The 16,191-nt window shown below is 53.6% G+C and carries 13 protein-coding genes; 7 read left to right on the top strand and 6 right to left on the bottom strand.

Annotated features, from left to right (window positions below):
* Positions 1–92 precede the first annotated feature (92 nt).
* Positions 93–536 carry a DUF441 domain-containing protein gene (locus tag GQY55_RS01050; RefSeq protein ID WP_160037476.1) on the top strand — a complete coding sequence of 148 codons (444 nt, stop codon included), beginning with the start codon at positions 93–95 and terminating at the stop codon, positions 534–536.
* A gap of 140 nt (positions 537–676) precedes the next feature.
* On the opposite strand, the gene GQY55_RS01045 is transcribed toward GQY55_RS01050, so the two are convergent.
* Positions 677–2,425, bottom strand: coding sequence for an ABC transporter ATP-binding protein (locus tag GQY55_RS01045; RefSeq protein WP_160037475.1), 1,749 nt, complete (start codon positions 2,423–2,425; stop codon positions 677–679).
* A gap of 205 nt (positions 2,426–2,630) precedes the next feature.
* Here GQY55_RS01045 and GQY55_RS01040 point away from each other — a divergent pair, with 205 nt between their 5' ends.
* Complete coding sequence (locus GQY55_RS01040) at positions 2,631–3,146, top strand: ADP-heptose synthase (RefSeq protein WP_160037474.1); 516 nt, start codon at positions 2,631–2,633, stop codon at positions 3,144–3,146.
* 96 nt (positions 3,147–3,242) lie between these two features.
* On the opposite strand, the gene GQY55_RS01035 is transcribed toward GQY55_RS01040, so the two are convergent.
* Positions 3,243–3,683 carry an NUDIX domain-containing protein gene (locus GQY55_RS01035; protein ID WP_160037473.1) on the bottom strand — a complete coding sequence of 147 codons (441 nt, stop codon included), beginning with the start codon at positions 3,681–3,683 and terminating at the stop codon, positions 3,243–3,245.
* A 36-nt stretch (positions 3,684–3,719) separates the two neighbouring features.
* Positions 3,720–4,040: a HesB/YadR/YfhF family protein gene (locus GQY55_RS01030; protein ID WP_160037472.1), complete on the bottom strand. Its 321-nt coding sequence runs from the start codon at positions 4,038–4,040 to the stop codon at positions 3,720–3,722.
* 519 nt (positions 4,041–4,559) lie between these two features.
* Here GQY55_RS01030 and GQY55_RS01025 point away from each other — a divergent pair.
* From GQY55_RS01025 to GQY55_RS01015, 3 genes are all read left to right on the top strand, one after another.
* A complete protein-coding gene (locus tag GQY55_RS01025; RefSeq protein ID WP_160037471.1) occupies positions 4,560–6,329 on the top strand; it encodes an ABC transporter ATP-binding protein in 1,770 nt (589 codons plus the stop codon).
* On the top strand, positions 6,319–8,382 hold the full coding sequence (locus tag GQY55_RS01020; RefSeq protein ID WP_160037470.1) for an ABC transporter ATP-binding protein: 2,064 nt from the start codon (positions 6,319–6,321) through the stop codon (positions 8,380–8,382). The genes GQY55_RS01025 and GQY55_RS01020 overlap by 11 nt, the downstream gene beginning before the upstream one ends.
* A gap of 344 nt (positions 8,383–8,726) precedes the next feature.
* Positions 8,727–9,359: a polysaccharide deacetylase family protein gene (locus GQY55_RS01015; RefSeq protein WP_160037469.1), complete on the top strand. Its 633-nt coding sequence runs from the start codon at positions 8,727–8,729 to the stop codon at positions 9,357–9,359.
* 108 nt (positions 9,360–9,467) lie between these two features.
* Here the strand turns inward: GQY55_RS01015 and GQY55_RS01010 are convergent, their stop codons facing one another.
* Positions 9,468–10,310 (bottom strand): helix-turn-helix transcriptional regulator, encoded by an 843-nt coding sequence (locus GQY55_RS01010; RefSeq protein WP_160037468.1) that lies wholly within the window; start codon positions 10,308–10,310, stop codon positions 9,468–9,470.
* Positions 10,311–10,478: 168 nt separating this feature from the next.
* On the opposite strand from GQY55_RS01010, the gene GQY55_RS01005 reads away from it, so the two are divergent.
* A complete protein-coding gene (locus tag GQY55_RS01005) occupies positions 10,479–11,468 on the top strand; it encodes a Gfo/Idh/MocA family protein (protein WP_160037467.1) in 990 nt (329 codons plus the stop codon).
* 90 nt (positions 11,469–11,558) lie between these two features.
* Complete coding sequence (locus tag GQY55_RS01000; protein WP_160037466.1) at positions 11,559–12,497, top strand: aldo/keto reductase; 939 nt, start codon at positions 11,559–11,561, stop codon at positions 12,495–12,497.
* Between the two features lie 117 nt (positions 12,498–12,614).
* Here the strand turns inward: GQY55_RS01000 and GQY55_RS00995 are convergent, their stop codons facing one another.
* Together GQY55_RS00995 and GQY55_RS00990 are read right to left on the bottom strand one after the other, a co-directional pair.
* On the bottom strand, positions 12,615–14,399 hold the full coding sequence (locus GQY55_RS00995) for a cache domain-containing sensor histidine kinase (RefSeq protein ID WP_236575324.1): 1,785 nt from the start codon (positions 14,397–14,399) through the stop codon (positions 12,615–12,617).
* A 50-nt stretch (positions 14,400–14,449) separates the two neighbouring features.
* Positions 14,450–16,012 (bottom strand): response regulator transcription factor, encoded by a 1,563-nt coding sequence (locus tag GQY55_RS00990; RefSeq protein ID WP_160037464.1) that lies wholly within the window; start codon positions 16,010–16,012, stop codon positions 14,450–14,452.
* Positions 16,013–16,191 lie beyond the last annotated feature (179 nt).

The following is a 16,191-nucleotide window of genomic DNA, read 5'->3' as shown; positions in this document are numbered from 1 at the left end:
GTATAGTAAGCGCCTTTTTCCTGATTGGATGAGTTTGACATTTTAGTGATGGAATTAGCTTCGTGAATCTATGCTACAACGGAGGGAAGCGGATGGACTTTACGTCATTGATTTTACTGCTCCTGGCGGCTTTGGGCATCATCAGCAGCAACACGCCGATCACGATCGCGGTGATCGTGCTGCTGCTGATCCGGGTGCTGCATTTGCAGCAGCTGTTTCCTTGGCTTGAAAAATACGGCCTGACGGTCGGAATCGTTATATTGACCATCGGGGTGATGACGCCTTTGGCCAGCGGAAAAATAGGCCTGCAGGCGATAGGCGAATCGTTCCTGAACTGGAAATCGCTGCTCGCGATTGCCGTCGGGATGCTCGTCGCGTACCTCGGGGGCCGAGGCGCAACCTTGATGTCGATGAACCCAACGATCGTGGCCGGGCTGCTTGTCGGAACGGTGCTTGGCGTGGCTTTGCTGCGCGGCGTGCCGGTCGGTCCGCTGATCGCGGCCGGGATTTTATCCCTGCTGATCGGCAAGTCATAGCCCGTAAGCTCGCAAAACAACCCCCTGGGGCCTTCGGCTGCGAAACCGATTCCGGCATTTTTGCGGGGCCCCCGGCATTGGCAAACTCATATAGACCAGAAAAGCCTCGGCCGATACCCGGCCGAGGCTTTTCTTTCGGATCAAACTTCGAGATGCTGAACGTTAAACAGTCTGGCGTAGCTGCCGTCCAAAGCCATCAGCTCTTCATGCGTCCCCTGCTCGGTGATCATGCCATGCTCCATGACCACGATCTGGTCCGCATGGGTGATCGTCGATAGGCGGTGCGCGACGATGAGCGTCGTCCGGTTTGCGGACAGCGACTGCAGCGCCTGCTGGATAAGATGCTCGGACTCCAAATCAAGCGCCGACGTCGCCTCGTCCAGCACGAGGATGTCCGGATCTTTCAGGAAGACGCGGGCGATGGCGATCCGCTGCTTTTGGCCCCCCGACAGCTTGACGCCCCTTTCCCCGACCTCCGTATCGTAGCCTTCCGGCAGGTCCATGATGAAATCATGGGCGTTGGCGCGGATGGCCGCTTCGCGGACTTGATCATCCGTGGCGTCCGGATTGCCGATCAGGATATTGTCTTTGACCGAGCCGCTGAACAAAAAGTTATCCTGAAGCACCATGCCGATCGAACCGCGGACGCTTTCCATCGTCAGGTTCCGCACGTCCGATCCGTTGATCGACACGCTGCCCTTCTGAATGTCATAAAAACGCGGAATCAGCGAGATCAGGCTCGATTTGCCTCCGCCGCTCATGCCGACAAAAGCCACGGTTTGGCCGTGCCCGATTTCCAGGTTGACGTCTTTCAGCACCCAATCGGCCTGCTCGTTGTATTTGAACCACACCCCGTCAAACGTAATGGTGCGCGCCGGCGCATCCAGCTTTCTCGCGTCAGGGGCGTCGACGATGTCGTACGGCTCGTTCATCAGCTCCATCACCCGCTCCAGCGAAGCCGAAGCTTGCGTGAGCACGGTGGATGAATTGATCAGCCGTTTGAGCGGCGAATACAGCCTGTCCAAATAGCCGAAAAAGGCGACGAACGTGCCGATCGTCAAGCTGTGGTGGATGACGCGGTAACCGCCGTACCCGATGACAAGCAGCGGCGCGATGTCGGTCAGCGTATTGATGATCGAAAACGTCAGCGCGTTCCATCGGGTTTGGGCCATCGCCTTGTTCAGGAAATTTTGGTTGATCCCGGTAAACTGGCGATGGTCGTGGCGCTCGAGCGTAAAGCTGCGGATGACCGAGATTCCCTGAACCCGTTCATGCAAGTAGGCCTGGATGCCGGCGAGCGCTTGCGAGCGGTCTTTGGTCAGCTTTTTCAGCCGTTTGTAAAGGATGTTGACCGCAATGCCGTATAAAGGCAAAATCGCGATCGCTACCAGCGTTAGGACCGGGTTCAGGTAGAACATGGCCCCCAGGACAAACAGCAGCGTGAACATATCCAGCCATATATTCATCATGCCGACTTCGACGATGTTTTTCGTCTGTTCGACGTCGTTGATGAAACGCGAGATCGCTTCGCCGACCTTCGTGTTCTGGTAATATCTTAAAGACAGCCGTTGAAGGTGGGCGTACAGCTTGTTCCGCATGTCGAACAAAATCCGGCTCGTAATGAGCTGGGCGAAATACTGCCGCAAATATTCGACGGGACCGCGGATGACGATAAACAAAATCAGCGCGCCGCCCAAAATGAGAAACAGGCGGGATACCTTCTCCTGAAGTGCCATGGCGGAATTCGTAAGCAAGTCGTCGACGACGTATTTCAAAATCATCGGCAGGGTAAGCGGGATCCCGAATTTGACCATCCCGATGATCAACGTTATCAAAATCCATTTCGTATAAGGTTTAACGAACCGAAAATAGGCTTTCCAGTGATTCAATTGGATTTCTCCTCCCCTTTCAGGCTATGATGTTATGTCTTTTTGGCGAAATCTCTTGGAAACCTGCGAGGCGGGCGGTTCACCGGTTGACATTTCCCCTTTACAATGATTAGATATCCTTAAGTTGCAAGAGCTATCTTGAACCGAATCTACCGAATAATCACAGACCTTGCCGCTAGGGGCATGGACCTTCAGGAGGACCCAAATGTCAAGACAATTCGTTACGGAAGCTGTCATGCTGGCGATATACGGAGAACTGCTGCTGACTCCCGTGCCGGTTGAATATATGGTACCGTATACCAGTCTGCTCGAGCTGTACGAATTCATTTCCAGCGACGAGCCGCTCATGAGCAATAGCGACGACGACAAACATGTGAAAGAAAAAATCAAAGAACTGGTCGCTTATCTGGAAGAGCCTTTAAACAAGAAAAAAATCCAAAAAGGGCTGAACATGCCTTGGGCCAAAAGCTCATCCATCCTGATCGGCGAAACGGCGCGCATTACCGTCATCAACGCCATGGATACCGCGCCTTACGGGGAATTTTTCGATCCGGTCGAAACCGAGCTGCTGCTCGTTTCCCAGCGGGAGCAAGTACCGCTCCTGACCGATCAGCCCGAGTTGATTCACCGCATCATCGATGCCTCGGTGCCCGTGACGGTATACGACATTGACGATTTTCAGTTCGCGCTGGAATCGGACCCTTTTTCGCATCATCTGTAAACCTCGTTCAAGCTCCCCGCAAGCAGCAAGAAACTCCTTTCCCGCAGGAAAGGAGTTTTTCGCGTGCGGCGGCCCTGTCCGCCAAGCCCGGTCGCGTTACTCGCGGCAGTGCTCGAGGAGGGTCCTCGTGATCGGATCCAACGCCGGCAGCGGCCCCCCGAAAAAACGAAGAGCCTCGTTCACTTCCGGCTTGAAATCCAGCTCGCTCTGCAGTCCCGAAGCTTCGTACAACGCGATGACCAAAAACTCTTCATCCCCGCTTTTCGCTACTTTTTTGAATTCCGGGCCCGAAAACATGCGCGCGAGGTTCACTTCCTTGGCCGTCAAGGACGTCTCCTCCCACAGCTCGCGTCGGGCCGCATCCTCCAGCGACTCTCCAGGCGTCATGGATCCGAGGGGAAGCCCCCATTCCTCAGCCCCCGCCCGCTGCTGCAGCAGCACTTCACCGGCTTTGTTTTTGACGAGGATCGCTACCTGTACGGTAATTTTGGACGTTTTTTTGATGTACTGGCGGAAATCACGGTCCAAATGAGACAAGCTTCTCCCTCCTTCCTTCCTGACTTTGTTTGCGGCTTATCCTGCGCTAGTCGTCGGCCGATCCGGATCCGCTTCGTAGATATATTCGATATCGTCCAGGGATTCCAGGTACCGAACGACCAGATCATACCCTTCCAAATACCATCCGTCCTGCTCTTCTATAAAAAAGGTGATCCCTTCAAGTTCTTGCTTGAGCAGCGGACGCTCGGGCGGTTCGACCGAAATGCCCAGCGAAAAGCCGGGATGAAGCCCCCCTCCCGAACTGTAACGGGGAAAGAAGCGAAGCGCGCTGCCGGGCTGCAGCTCCAGTTCCTTGACGTACCATTTTGCCGCGTCATTGCTGATTCGAAGTTCCATCTGCTTCATTCCCTTCTTTGTTGTGGCCAGGCGATTGAGACTTCGCCTATCTCCAATATATCATAACTTAAATATGGCGACGTAGGAAAATATAAATTGACAGACGCTTGAAGACGGTGATAAAATTCTCTGCATACGAGGTTGGAAATTCAATTTATTACCAGAAGGGATGGCAGCCGTCCGGGGACCTCGCCTTGAAGCTGCCGAATCCTGACCGAAGAAAGGATGGGCGAACGTGTTCAATTTGACGGATCATCAACGGATTCAAGCAACAATTGAATATCGGTGCAGCCCAGCTGGTGGAACTGACTTTTGAGATTTGGAGACAGGTTTCAAGGAGCCAATGAATATTAGCCATTCCTTCATGTACGGCTGCGTCTACCGTCGACCGTACGCATGATGCATGTTTGGATTGCAAGGCATATCGTCCGTTTACGGGCGGTATGCCTTTTTTAATGTCTTTGCACTCCGCAGTTTGCTTACCGGCAATAAGACAAAAGCAAGAGAGGAAGTGAAAGTTTGTTCTCCGTACTAAAAAATTTGGGCTGGTTTTTCCGCCAAGAAAAGAAACGCTATTTGATCGGTCTGTTCATGCTGATCATTTGCGGCATCGGCGAGCTGTTCCCGCCGCGGCTGCTGGGAAGCGCCATCGACGAAATCGTTCGCGGCTCCATCACCTGGGCTTCGCTTGCGAAATACATCGTCCTTATGATCGTGACCTTGATCCTGATCTACATCTTCACCTACATTTGGATGCACAAGCTGTTTGGGGGCGCCAATCTGGTCGAACGCATTCTTCGCTCCCGTTACATGAACCAGCTGCTGCGCATGACGCCGCCCTTTTTCGAGCGGAACCGCACAGGCGACCTGATGGCCCGGGCGACCAATGACCTGCGCGCCGTCGCCAATACGGCCGGCTTCGGCATGCTCGTCATGACCGATTCGACGGCCTACCTCACCGTCATCCTGTTCGCGATGGGCTTTCTGATCAGCTGGAAGCTGACGCTTGCCGCCATTCTGCCGCTGCCGTTCATCGCCATTGCCATGAAAATATACGGCAAAGTCATCCATGAGCGCTACACGGACGCCCAGGACGCATTCGGCGACATGAACGACCAGGTGCTGGAATCGGTCGCCGGCGTGCGCGTCATTCGCGCCTATGTCCAGGAAAGATCGGATGAGCGCAGGTTTCAGGCCATCGCCGATGACGTGTACCGCAAAAATATGCGCGTCGCGAAGCTGGACGCCTTGTTCGAGCCGACCATCCGGCTTTGCGTCGGCCTCAGCTACGTCATCGGTCTCGCCTTCGGCATTTATCTCGTATTCAAAAACCAGATCACCCTGGGCGACCTCGTATCGTTTAATATGTACCTGGGGATGATGATTTGGCCGATGTTCGCCATCGGCGAGCTGATCAATATTATGCAGCGGGGCAGCGCGTCGCTCGACCGCGTGGAAGAAACGCTGTCGGTCGTTCCGGACGTGCAGGATGTTTCCCGCCCGACGCCCGTCGAGTCTCCGGATACGATTGTGCTTAAGGGCGTGACGTTCCGTTATCCGACCTCTACGGTGGACAATTTGAAGGATATCAGCCTTTCGATCCGCCGCGGGCAGACGCTTGGCGTCGTCGGGCGCACGGGAAGCGGCAAATCGACGCTGCTTAAGCAGCTGCTTCACGAATACCCGACCGGAACCGGCGAGATTCTGATCTCGGATACGCCGATCGAGCAGATCGCCAAGGACCGGCTTCACGGCTGGATCGGGTATGTGCCGCAGGAGCAGATTCTCTTTTCCAAATCGGTGCGCGAAAACATCCAGTTCGGCAAACATCAGGCGGATGACGGCACCATCATGAACGCCATCGCAACGGCGGCATTCGATAAAGATCTGCATACGCTCTCCGACGGTCTCGACACCTTGGTCGGCGAAAAAGGCGTGTCGTTGTCCGGCGGGCAAAAGCAGCGCGTGTCGCTGGCCCGGGCTTTCATTTCCGATCCGGAAATCCTGATTCTCGACGATGCCCTCTCGGCCGTCGACGCCCGGACCGAAGCGCGGATCGTGGAAAACATCCGCGAGCAGCGCGCCGGCAAAACGACGCTGATCTCGACCCACCGCCTCTCTGCGATCGAGCATGCGGACTGGATCATCGTCCTGGACGAAGGACGCATCATCGAAGAAGGCACCCACGCCGAGCTGCTGAGCCAAGGCGGATGGTACCGCGAGCAATTCGAACGCCAGCAGGTCGAAAACAATCTGACAAACGAGGAGGAAGCGTCATATGACTCCTAAACCCGCGACGGGGAGGCGCTTGTTTCAATACGCGCTGACCGCCAAAGGCATTTTCATCGCGGCCTTCATCGCCCTCGCCATCGGCGTCGGGGCCGAGCTGGCCGGGCCTTTTATCGCCAAAACGATGATCGACGATCATATGCTTGGCATTGAACGCCCCTATTACGAAACAACGTCGGCCGATCAAGCCGCCGAATATAAAGGGCATTATTACAAGCGCGGCGACCGCTTCGCGCCGGACGAGCAAAAAGGCGCCGAGGTTCGTCTGCTGCAATCCGGGCACAGCTTCTATTTTATCGGCCAGCCCGTGGCATCACCGGAAGGTACACGAACCTATGCCGACGGTCAAATGACCATCAAATACGGCGACAAGGTGGCGCAGTATCCGGCGGAAAAGCTGTCCGCCGCCGAGCTGTATTCTTTTTACAAACCGGAGATTCCCGGCATTATAAAGCTGGTCGGCTTGTACTGCGTTTTTCTCGTCGTCAGCATCTTTACGGAATTCGGCAAAACGTACTGGCTGCAATCCTCGGCCAACAAAGTGATCCAAAAGCTTAGAAACGACGTGTATGCGCATATGCAGCGTTTGCCGGTCTATTTTTTCGACACGCTGCCTGCCGGCAAAGTCGTCTCGCGGATCACGAACGACACCGAGGCCGTCAAGGACCTGTTCGTGGCCGTGCTTGCCAATTTCAGCTCAGGGGTGATTTACATCACCGGCGTCTATATCGCCCTCTTCCTGCTGGACGTGCGGCTCGGCCTGGTCTGCCTGTTCATCATCCCGCTCCTGATCGCCTGGATCGTGCTGTACCGCAAGCTTGCGACCAAATACAACACGATCATCCGGTCGCGCCTGAGCGAAATCAACGCCATCATCAACGAATCGATTCAAGGGATGTCCATCATCCGCGTGTTCCGCAGGCAGAAGCAAACCCGCGAAGAATTTGAAACGTTGAACGACGACTACATGAAGCACCAGAACAAGATGCTGAACCTGAACGCTTTTACGTCCCACAACCTGGTCAACGTGCTTCGGAGCTTTTCCTTCGCCGTCATCCTCGCCTACTTCGGATTCGGTTCCTTGTCGGGCGGTACGGCCGTTTCCCTCGGCGTGCTTTACGCCTTCGTGGACGTGCTCGGGCGCCTGTTCCAGCCGATTACCGGCATGGTGAACCAATTGGCCGCGCTCGACTCCTCGATGGTCTCGGCCGGGCGCGTTTTTGAGCTGATGGATGAACCGGGGGAAGACGTGACGGACGGCACAATGCCGCGCTACAAAGGAAACGTCGAGTTCAAAAACGTGTCCTTTGCCTATAAAAAGGAAAACTACGTGCTGAAGAACATCAACTTCGAAGCGAAGCAGGGCCAGACGGTCGCGCTCGTGGGCCATACCGGCTCCGGCAAAAGCTCGATCATCAACCTGCTGTTCCGCTTTTACGACCCGCAAAAAGGAACGATCACGATCGACGGGCAGGACGTTAAGGCTTTGCCGAAGCAGTGGATCCGTCACCATATGGGGATCGTGCTTCAAGATCCGTACCTGTTTACGGGAACCATCGCTTCGAACGTCAGCCTCGGCGACGAAAAAATATCGCGCGAGCAGGTCGAAAAAGCGCTGCGCGACGTCGGCGCCGAGCGGATTCTCGCCCACCTGCCGCATGGCTTCGACGAGCCGGTCATCGAAAAAGGCAGCACCTTGTCCGCAGGGCAGCGGCAGCTGATTTCCTTCGCCCGCGCGCTTGCCTACGACCCGGCGATTCTGATTTTGGACGAAGCGACGGCCAACATCGATACCGAAACCGAAAGCCTGATCCAGTCGGCGCTTGAGGTGCTGAAAAAAGGCCGGACGACGTTTATCATCGCGCACCGCCTCTCGACGATCCGCAGCGCCGACCTCATTCTCGTGCTGCACCGCGGGGAAATCGTTGAACGCGGCACGCATGACGAGCTTATGCAGCTTGGCGGCCGGTATTATCAAATGTACCAGCTGCAGCAGGGCGCTTCCGGCAGCGGCAGCCTCGAGGCCCAGCCGGCCGCCGTGTCTCCGGCGTAACGATCGGTTGAAAGCTTTTGTGCAAAATTAGTTTTTGGCTCTCATAAAATAAATTGCAACCGCAAAAACCGGCCTTTGGATTCAAGGAGCCGGTTTTTGCGGTTTAACAGAGCGGAAATCATCTTGATATCATTCCCAGTTTTTTTGTCCTGAAATGACGAATGATATTAACGGAGGCTGATTTCATTGCATAAGATGCACATATTCCTGCTGCTGCTTGTGATATTAACGGGCGGAACCGAAAAAAAGCCGATTATGCTTTCCACGCTCAAATCGAGAAGAAACTATCTGCGCCAAAAACGAATTTGTCCCTACGAGCCAACGCGGAGGCGATTCCTATTTTAATGTACCATTCCATTAGCCAAAACCGGCATGGAAAGCTTTTCGTGTCTCCGGAAGTATTTTATCAGCAAATGGAGCACTTAAATCATGCCGGATACCATACCATAACGTTCAAAGATTTATTGCATTGGAAAACGGGGGAAGCACTCCCGGATAAACCGGTTTTGATTACTTTTGACGACGGTTATTTGGATAACTACAAGGTCGCCTACCCCATTTTAAAAGCTTTTCAAATGAAAGCTACGATATTCGTCACCAGCGATTTTATCGGCTCTCCCAATCATCTGAATTGGAGTCAAATCAGGGAAATGGAACAATCGGGTTTTATTGAAATCGGCGCGCATACCCGGCATCATGTAGAATTGACAAAAAGCAAAAAGTTACAACGTGTGGACGAGGTTTTAGGAGGCAAACGAAGGTTGGAAAAGGGGTTGGGGCACCCCGTCATCGCATTCGCTTATCCTTCGGGAAAATACAATCAGAACGTGGTTCAGGTGGTCAAGCGTGCCGGCTTTGAGTTTGCCGTAACGACAAAACCCGGTTACGCCGCGAAAAGGCAAGGATATTTAACCCTCCATCGCGTCCGGATCGGCGGCGAGCAGTCCGTGGCTGAGTTTATCCGAAAAATTCCATGATCAATCCACTCCCCCGAATCCGTATGGTTTCGAGGGGAGTTTTTTTGTTTACCCATCGGCCTACCGATTATATTGATGATGTTTTGCAAAATGACTACGCCATTATTTTCAAGACTGCACGCCATATAATCGGCGGTATGCCGTCGGGGTCATCCCCTCATGCTCCATAAACCGTTTGTTGAAGTAGCTGACGCTCGGGTAACCGGCGTCTTTGGCAATTTGCCCGATGGTCGTCTCCTTCCTTTCCAGCAGCCACTGTTTGGCCATCTGCAGCCGGCATCTCGTGACGAATTCCATCGGGGTCATCTCCGTAACGCTGCGGAACAGCTTGCAGAAATAATAACTGCTGATCCCGAGCCTCCCCGCCCATTCTTCCAGAATAAACGGCTGCGCCGCTTCCTGCTGCATGACGGGCAGCAGCTCCAGAATCCGCTTGCCCGACGTTTTCGAATTGCCCCGGGATAACGCGACCGCATGCTCGATAAATTCGGCCAAAAGCGCATACGTCAGCGTGGACAGATGGGAAGAGTGCAGCATCCGGTACGTTTCGGCTTCGCTTAAAAGCGCTTCATGCGCCTGTTCGAACGCAACGCGGTTGCGAATCGTCCAAAGCGGGCTTTCATGGAATCCCCTGCCGATCAAAAAATCCTGCAGCCCCGTCCCGTAAAAGTGGAACCAGCGAACATCCCAAGGTTCCTCTTTGCTGCTGTAATACCGCTGCCGCTGCATCGGAAAATACAGCACGGCTTCGCCCGGTCCCAGTTCATGGATTTCCCCTTCGAATTCGACGTAACCTTTCCCTGCCGCAACGTAATGGATGTTAAAATTGTTCATCGCCCCGGCTTCCCGGAAAACGCTGTGTTCCGGTTCCTGCCGGTAAACGCCGACCGACTCGGGAAAACAAAAAAACGGCATGTCGGGAAGCGTCAGCAGGTGAATTTGCCTTCGCACGGCTTCACCCCCTTCAATGACAATATAATTATAATGAATCGCAAAATCGTATTATATTAATTTTAAATACGTTAAATTATAATGGCAATATAATCTTATAACACACCCCCAAATGCAAGGTTGTTCATCTCATTTGCGGGGTAAACGAGCCAAAGGAGTTGATTTCCCATGAGTCCGAAAAAATTGAAATGGGGCATTCTCGGCTGCGCCGGCATCGCCAAACGTTCCGTCATTCCGGGCGTGCAAAATTCCGGCCTGAACGAAGTGCACGCCATTGCGAGCCGCGATCTCGATAAAGCCAAGAAAACGGCGGAAGAACTGAATATCCCGGTCGCTTACGGCAGCTATGAGGAGCTTCTCCAAGATCCTTCCATCGATGTCGTTTACATACCGCTGCCCAATCACCTTCATAAAGAATGGACCATCCGCGCGGCGCAAGCAGGCAAACATATTTTATGCGAAAAGCCGCTTGCCCTGAACGAAGCGGAAGCGACGGAAATGGCGGAAGCCGCTGCGGAAGCGGGCGTGTACTTGTCCGAAGCGTTTATGTACCGCTACCACCCCCGCTACGATATGATCCGGGAGTTGATCTCGTCGGGAGCCATCGGCGAAATCAGGGGGATCCGCGGAGCGTTTACGTTCAATAACGCGGGCGATATAAACAATGTCCGTTACAAAAAAGAATGGGGCGGCGGCTCGATTTATGACGTCGGCTGCTACCCGATCCATGCGGCCCGGATGCTGCTTGGCAAAGAGCCGGTTGCGGCGACGGTCAACGCCTTTTTCTCCGCGGAGCATGACGACGTGGACATGATGGCTTCGGGACTCGTCGAATTTGAAGGTTCGGTCGCTTTGACCTTCGATTGCGGCATGTGGGCCGCCTTCCGTAATCCGCTCGAGATTCTCGGAACCGACGGCATCATCGAACTCCCATCCGCTTTTGTCGGAAGCGATAACTTCTATTTGATCGCAAGCGGGGAACGCAAAGAAATCGAAGTTCCGAATGTAAACGCATACTCGCTGCAGGCGGATCATTTGGCGCATGCCATTATCCATCGCAGCCCGCTCCGCTTTGAACCTGCGGACGCCATTCATAATATGCGGGTCATCGATGCCTGCCTGCGGTCGGCAAGGGAACATATCCGGGTAGAACTATAACGGTTCGAAGTCTTCAACGGACTGCTAATCATTGGATTTTCAAGAGAAAAGGACCAGCAAAAACCAATCCTACGGGGAGGTAAACACGCCATGGAATACATTTCGTTGCAAGGTTTGGAAAAAAAGGTTTCGCGGCTCATGAAAGGCTCCGACTATTTTTATCATCAAAATTATGAAAAAGCGGCGGCCAACATGGACGCTTTCTTTGCGGCAGGCGGCAATTCCATAGACTCTGCGCATATTTATTGCGGGGGACAAAGCGAAGAAGTGATCGGACGGTATTTGAAGGAAAGAAATAACCGGGACGAGTGGGTCATTTTGACGAAAGGAGCGCATCACGACCAGCATGGACCGCGCGTCAGCAAAGAGGCGATCAAACATGATATCACGGCCAGCCTGTCGCGCCTGCAAACGGATTATATCGACATGTACGCCCTGCATCGGGACGACCCCAACGTACCGGCGGGCGAGGTCATCGAAATATTAAACGAATACGTCAAAAACGGAACCGTCCGCACGATCGGCGTGTCCAACTGGACATGGGAACGGATCCGCGACGCCAACGCTTATGCTGAGGAAAAAGGGTTGACAGGCTTCTCCTTTAGCAGCCCGAATCTGAGCCTTGCCAAAGCAAACGAACCGTTCTGGCCCGGCTGCGTTTCGGCGGATGAAGAAACCTGCAAATGGCATGAAGCCGAGCAATTCCCTTTATTCTCCTGGTCTTCCCAAGCCAGAGGTTTTTTTACCGGCAGATTTACTCCCGAAAACCGCGACAATGCCGATTTGGTCCGGGTGTTCTACAGCGACGCCAATTGGGAACGGCTTGAGCGCGCCAAACAGCTTGCCGCGGAGCGCAACGTCACCCCGATTCAAATTGCGCTCGCTTATGTGCTGAACCAGCCGTTTCCGACCTGCGCGCTGATCGGCGCCCAATCCGAAGAAGAGCTCCGTTCTTGCGACGAAGGCTCCCGCATTAAGCTGACCCGTGAGGAATTGGCCTGGCTGGATCTGTCTTCGGACGAAAGATAATCCGTACAGGAAAAGCCCTGCGTATGCCGTGAACCGAAGGCCTTGACGTCAGGGGCACCTTAACTCCATGCCCTAAAAACCCCGCCTGCCGAGATGGTCCGGCAGTGCGGGGTCTTTTTATCCCGTCCATTTCGAATCCAGCGATTCGGGCGCCTGGGAGGCCGCGCGCTCCATCGGAATGCGGATAAGCACGGTCGTGCCGACGCCCGGCGTGCTGTACAGCTGCACCCCGTAATCGTTGCCGAAATACAGCTTGATCCGTTCGTTTACGTTGCGGATGCCGTAACCTCTTCCCCTCCCGCGGTTCGCCGGAGAATGTGGCGCATGCATCGCCGAAACGACCTGCTTTAGCCGTTCCCTTCCGATGCCGATGCCGTCGTCCATAATCTCGAACAAAATCGAGTTCGTTTCCTGCTCCACCCGTCCGCTGACGCGGATGTAAATATGGTCCCCGCGCCAGGCATGCTGCAGCGCGTTTTCCAAAAACGGCTGCAAAATGAGCTTGACCGTCACGTAATTAACGATCCTTGGTTCAATGTTAAACTCTGCGTCCATGCGGTCGCCGTATTTCACTTTCTGGATATCCAGGTAAGCTTGCGTTTGTTCCAATTCCTTATGGATGGCGATAATCGTCTGTCCGTCGTTTAACGACAACCGGTAAAATTTCGCCAAATTCATTACCATCTGATGCTGCTTGTCCACCTGGCCGAATTTGGCCAACCGGCTGATCGAGGAAAGCGTATTATACAAAAAATGCGGATTGATTTGCGCCTGCAGCGTTTCAAGCTCCGCTTGCTTTTTCTTCAGGTTCGTGAGGTAAACCTCCTCGATCAACCGCTCGGTTTGTTCGCCCAGCTTGTTCAGCGAAGCGGCAATCATGGCGAACTCATCATTGCCTTTGTAATGGAACCGTTTATGAAAATCCCCCTGCTGGAATAGGTTTAATATCGAGACGACTTTGGACACCCTTCTGGAAAAAAATCGCGAGACGCCCAAAGCGAAGATCAGCACCACGATAAAGCTTGCCAGGCAGATCACGACCGTCAGCAAATTGATTTTTCGGGTTTCGTGCTGGATGATCGTATCCGGAACAAGTGCGGTCATTTTCCAGTTCAGCTTGGGCAGGTTTTCGCTCAGCGCCGTAAAACGCGACACGTCCATAAGCTTGTAGTCGGAATGCAGGTCGGGTACGTTTTCGCCCGAGCCGTAAATGATGCGGTCATTTTCATCGAGAACAAGCAGCATGCTGCCGCTGCCGAATTTGTCGACGTTGACGCTCTGGAAAATTTCAGACAGATACACGCTGATCCGCATGAAACCGATCGTCTCCAGATCAAGCGGATTACGAGTATCCACCAGCCGCCGCAGCAGACTGATCCTGCCGAATCTGCCGTCGTCCTCGACCTGCCGCCACACGACGGTTTTGCCGTAATCCTCCTTCGGAAAATCCGCGTACCAAGGTTTGTCCATAATCCGCCGCAAATGAAACAGCTCCCAATGTTTTCCCTTGGCAAGCGGGTCGGAGGCAGGAGGGTCATTGTTGTAGATTTCCGGCAGCGTTTCGTTTTTTAGGTATACGCTCATCCATATTTTGCGGTTGGTCGAATCCACGGTTTGCCGGAATTTCGGGATCAGCAGCTTGGTTGTCGTCTGGTAGCTGACCCAGCCCTCCTCGTACCGCATGATTTCCAGCGGCATGCTTTCGTCGAAATACAGCGTATCGGACAGGCGCTGCGTATCCTCCAGCTTGTAATTAATGTTGTCGCGGATTTGCGCCATCGTTCCGGTCAGATTGGTGTTCATCTGCTTGCCGTAAAGATCGACCAGGATCGTGTTGGCGATGTACCCGAAAATAAAAATAGGGACGATGATTAAAAACAGATAGGAAATAAACAGCTTCATGCCGAAAGGCAACAACATGCGCCTCTTGGAATTCATTTCCCCTCTCATACCTACACCTTTCTCCTGAACTCGCCCGGCGTCATACCAAACACTTCCTTGAACTGACGGCTGAAATACGGTATGTACCGGTATCCGACCCGGTCTGCAACCTCATATATTTTGATCCGCGGGTCCTTAAGCAGCTCACCGGCTTTTTCCATCCGCATCATAATGACGTATTCGCTGAAATTGGTGCCGGTAACCTCCTTGAACAGCGAACCCAAATAATTCGGCGAAAAGGACAAATAGTCCGCCACTTCTTTAAGCGTGACGTTGTCATGAAGATGTTCCCTCACGTAACGGATGATTTCTTCGACCAGCTTGGCGCTTTTTTTCTGCCTTTTGTTCTGGATGAACTCGGCGGCGCTGAACAACCTGTACCTTAACCAGGAACGAATGTCATCCAACGTTTCGTATTTCAGCATCATGTCGGGACTGGGCAGCCCGTCGTGCCGAAGGCTTTGGAACATGTTGTCGCTGAGCGATTTCAGCTGGCTTTCGAGCCTCATCCAAACGTTCATCACAAAATATTGGAGCTGCACTTTCGAGCGCATCCCCGCCGCCGCCGCAAACAACCGGTCCACCTCGTCGCTGATGTTGACCAGGTCGAAATGCAGCACCGCGTTCAGCAGCGTTTCAAGCGGCATGTCCGCAGCCTGGATATCCGCTTCACGTTCGGCTTCCAGCTTGTCATGACGGATCACTTTCCCTTTGCCGAGCAGCAGTTTGTAATCCAGCGCGGCAAGCGCCTCCCCGTACGACGTCCGGATTCGGGTGAGCCCATCCGCCAAACACCCTAACCCGATCGTGACGGAATGCGGCTGCAGCTCATGAAGCTGCCGAATGATCTGCTCCAGATCCGGCTCCTGTTTCCCGTATTCGATCAGCAAAAAAATCCGCTGCTTGGAGGTTCGGCCGATATGGCGTATGCCTCCCGCTTCAAAGATCGGCAGCGCCGATTCGTAAAACTTGTTGAACCATTCCTGCTTCAAATGCTCCGACAGCCCTTCCAGCTTCCAGCCGAGGTCGTCGATTTCGAGCGCGGCGGCCCGCGCGGGCCAGTTCGCGTGTTTTAAGCCGTATTGCTCAAGCAGCATCGACTCGGTCTCCGCCGTGACGCTTCCTTCAAGCAGCTGCAAAAGATATTCGTTTTTGGCCGTTTGCCGGTACGCCTGCTCCGTTTTTTCGCGCTGCCTCTCGGCGTCGAGCTCCTGCACGATTTTTTTGAGCGCTTCCGTCAATTCCATATCGTCCATGGGTTTCAGAACATAGTTATACGCATGCAGCGAAATCGCCTGCTTGACATAGTTAAAATCTTGGTATCCGCTTACAAAAATGACCTTGATGCGGCCGTAGCGCTCCTTCGCTTTTCTCACAAGGTCAAGGCCCGACATGCCGGGCATATGTACGTCCGTGACGAGGACATCGATGTTTTCCTTCTCGATCACGCTCATGGCTTCAAAACCGTTATGGACGGCATCCACGACTTCCAAACCCAGCTCAGTCCAAGGTATGAAGGTCCTCATCCCTTCCAAATCGAGGATTTCATCATCGACGATTAAAGCTTTATACATGAAATCATCTCCTGACCGAAATGTTCGCCGCCGCTTGCGGCTGTACATGGAATTCGCCTCATAAACGCATGAGCCGCCCCGAGGGACGGCCTAGCGCATACGAACTTAGAGTCGTTAATATTGATGATTCTATAGATGATTCTATGGGTGTTTCTAAGCATGATTCTATATGACAACTA

Source organism: Paenibacillus sp. USDA918EY (assembly GCF_009870825.1).
Taxonomy (GTDB): domain Bacteria; phylum Bacillota; class Bacilli; order Paenibacillales; family Paenibacillaceae; genus Paenibacillus_AQ; species Paenibacillus_AQ albilobatus.
The sequence above is the reverse complement of the archived record's forward strand: the minus strand, read 5'-3'. Positions and strand labels throughout refer to the sequence as shown.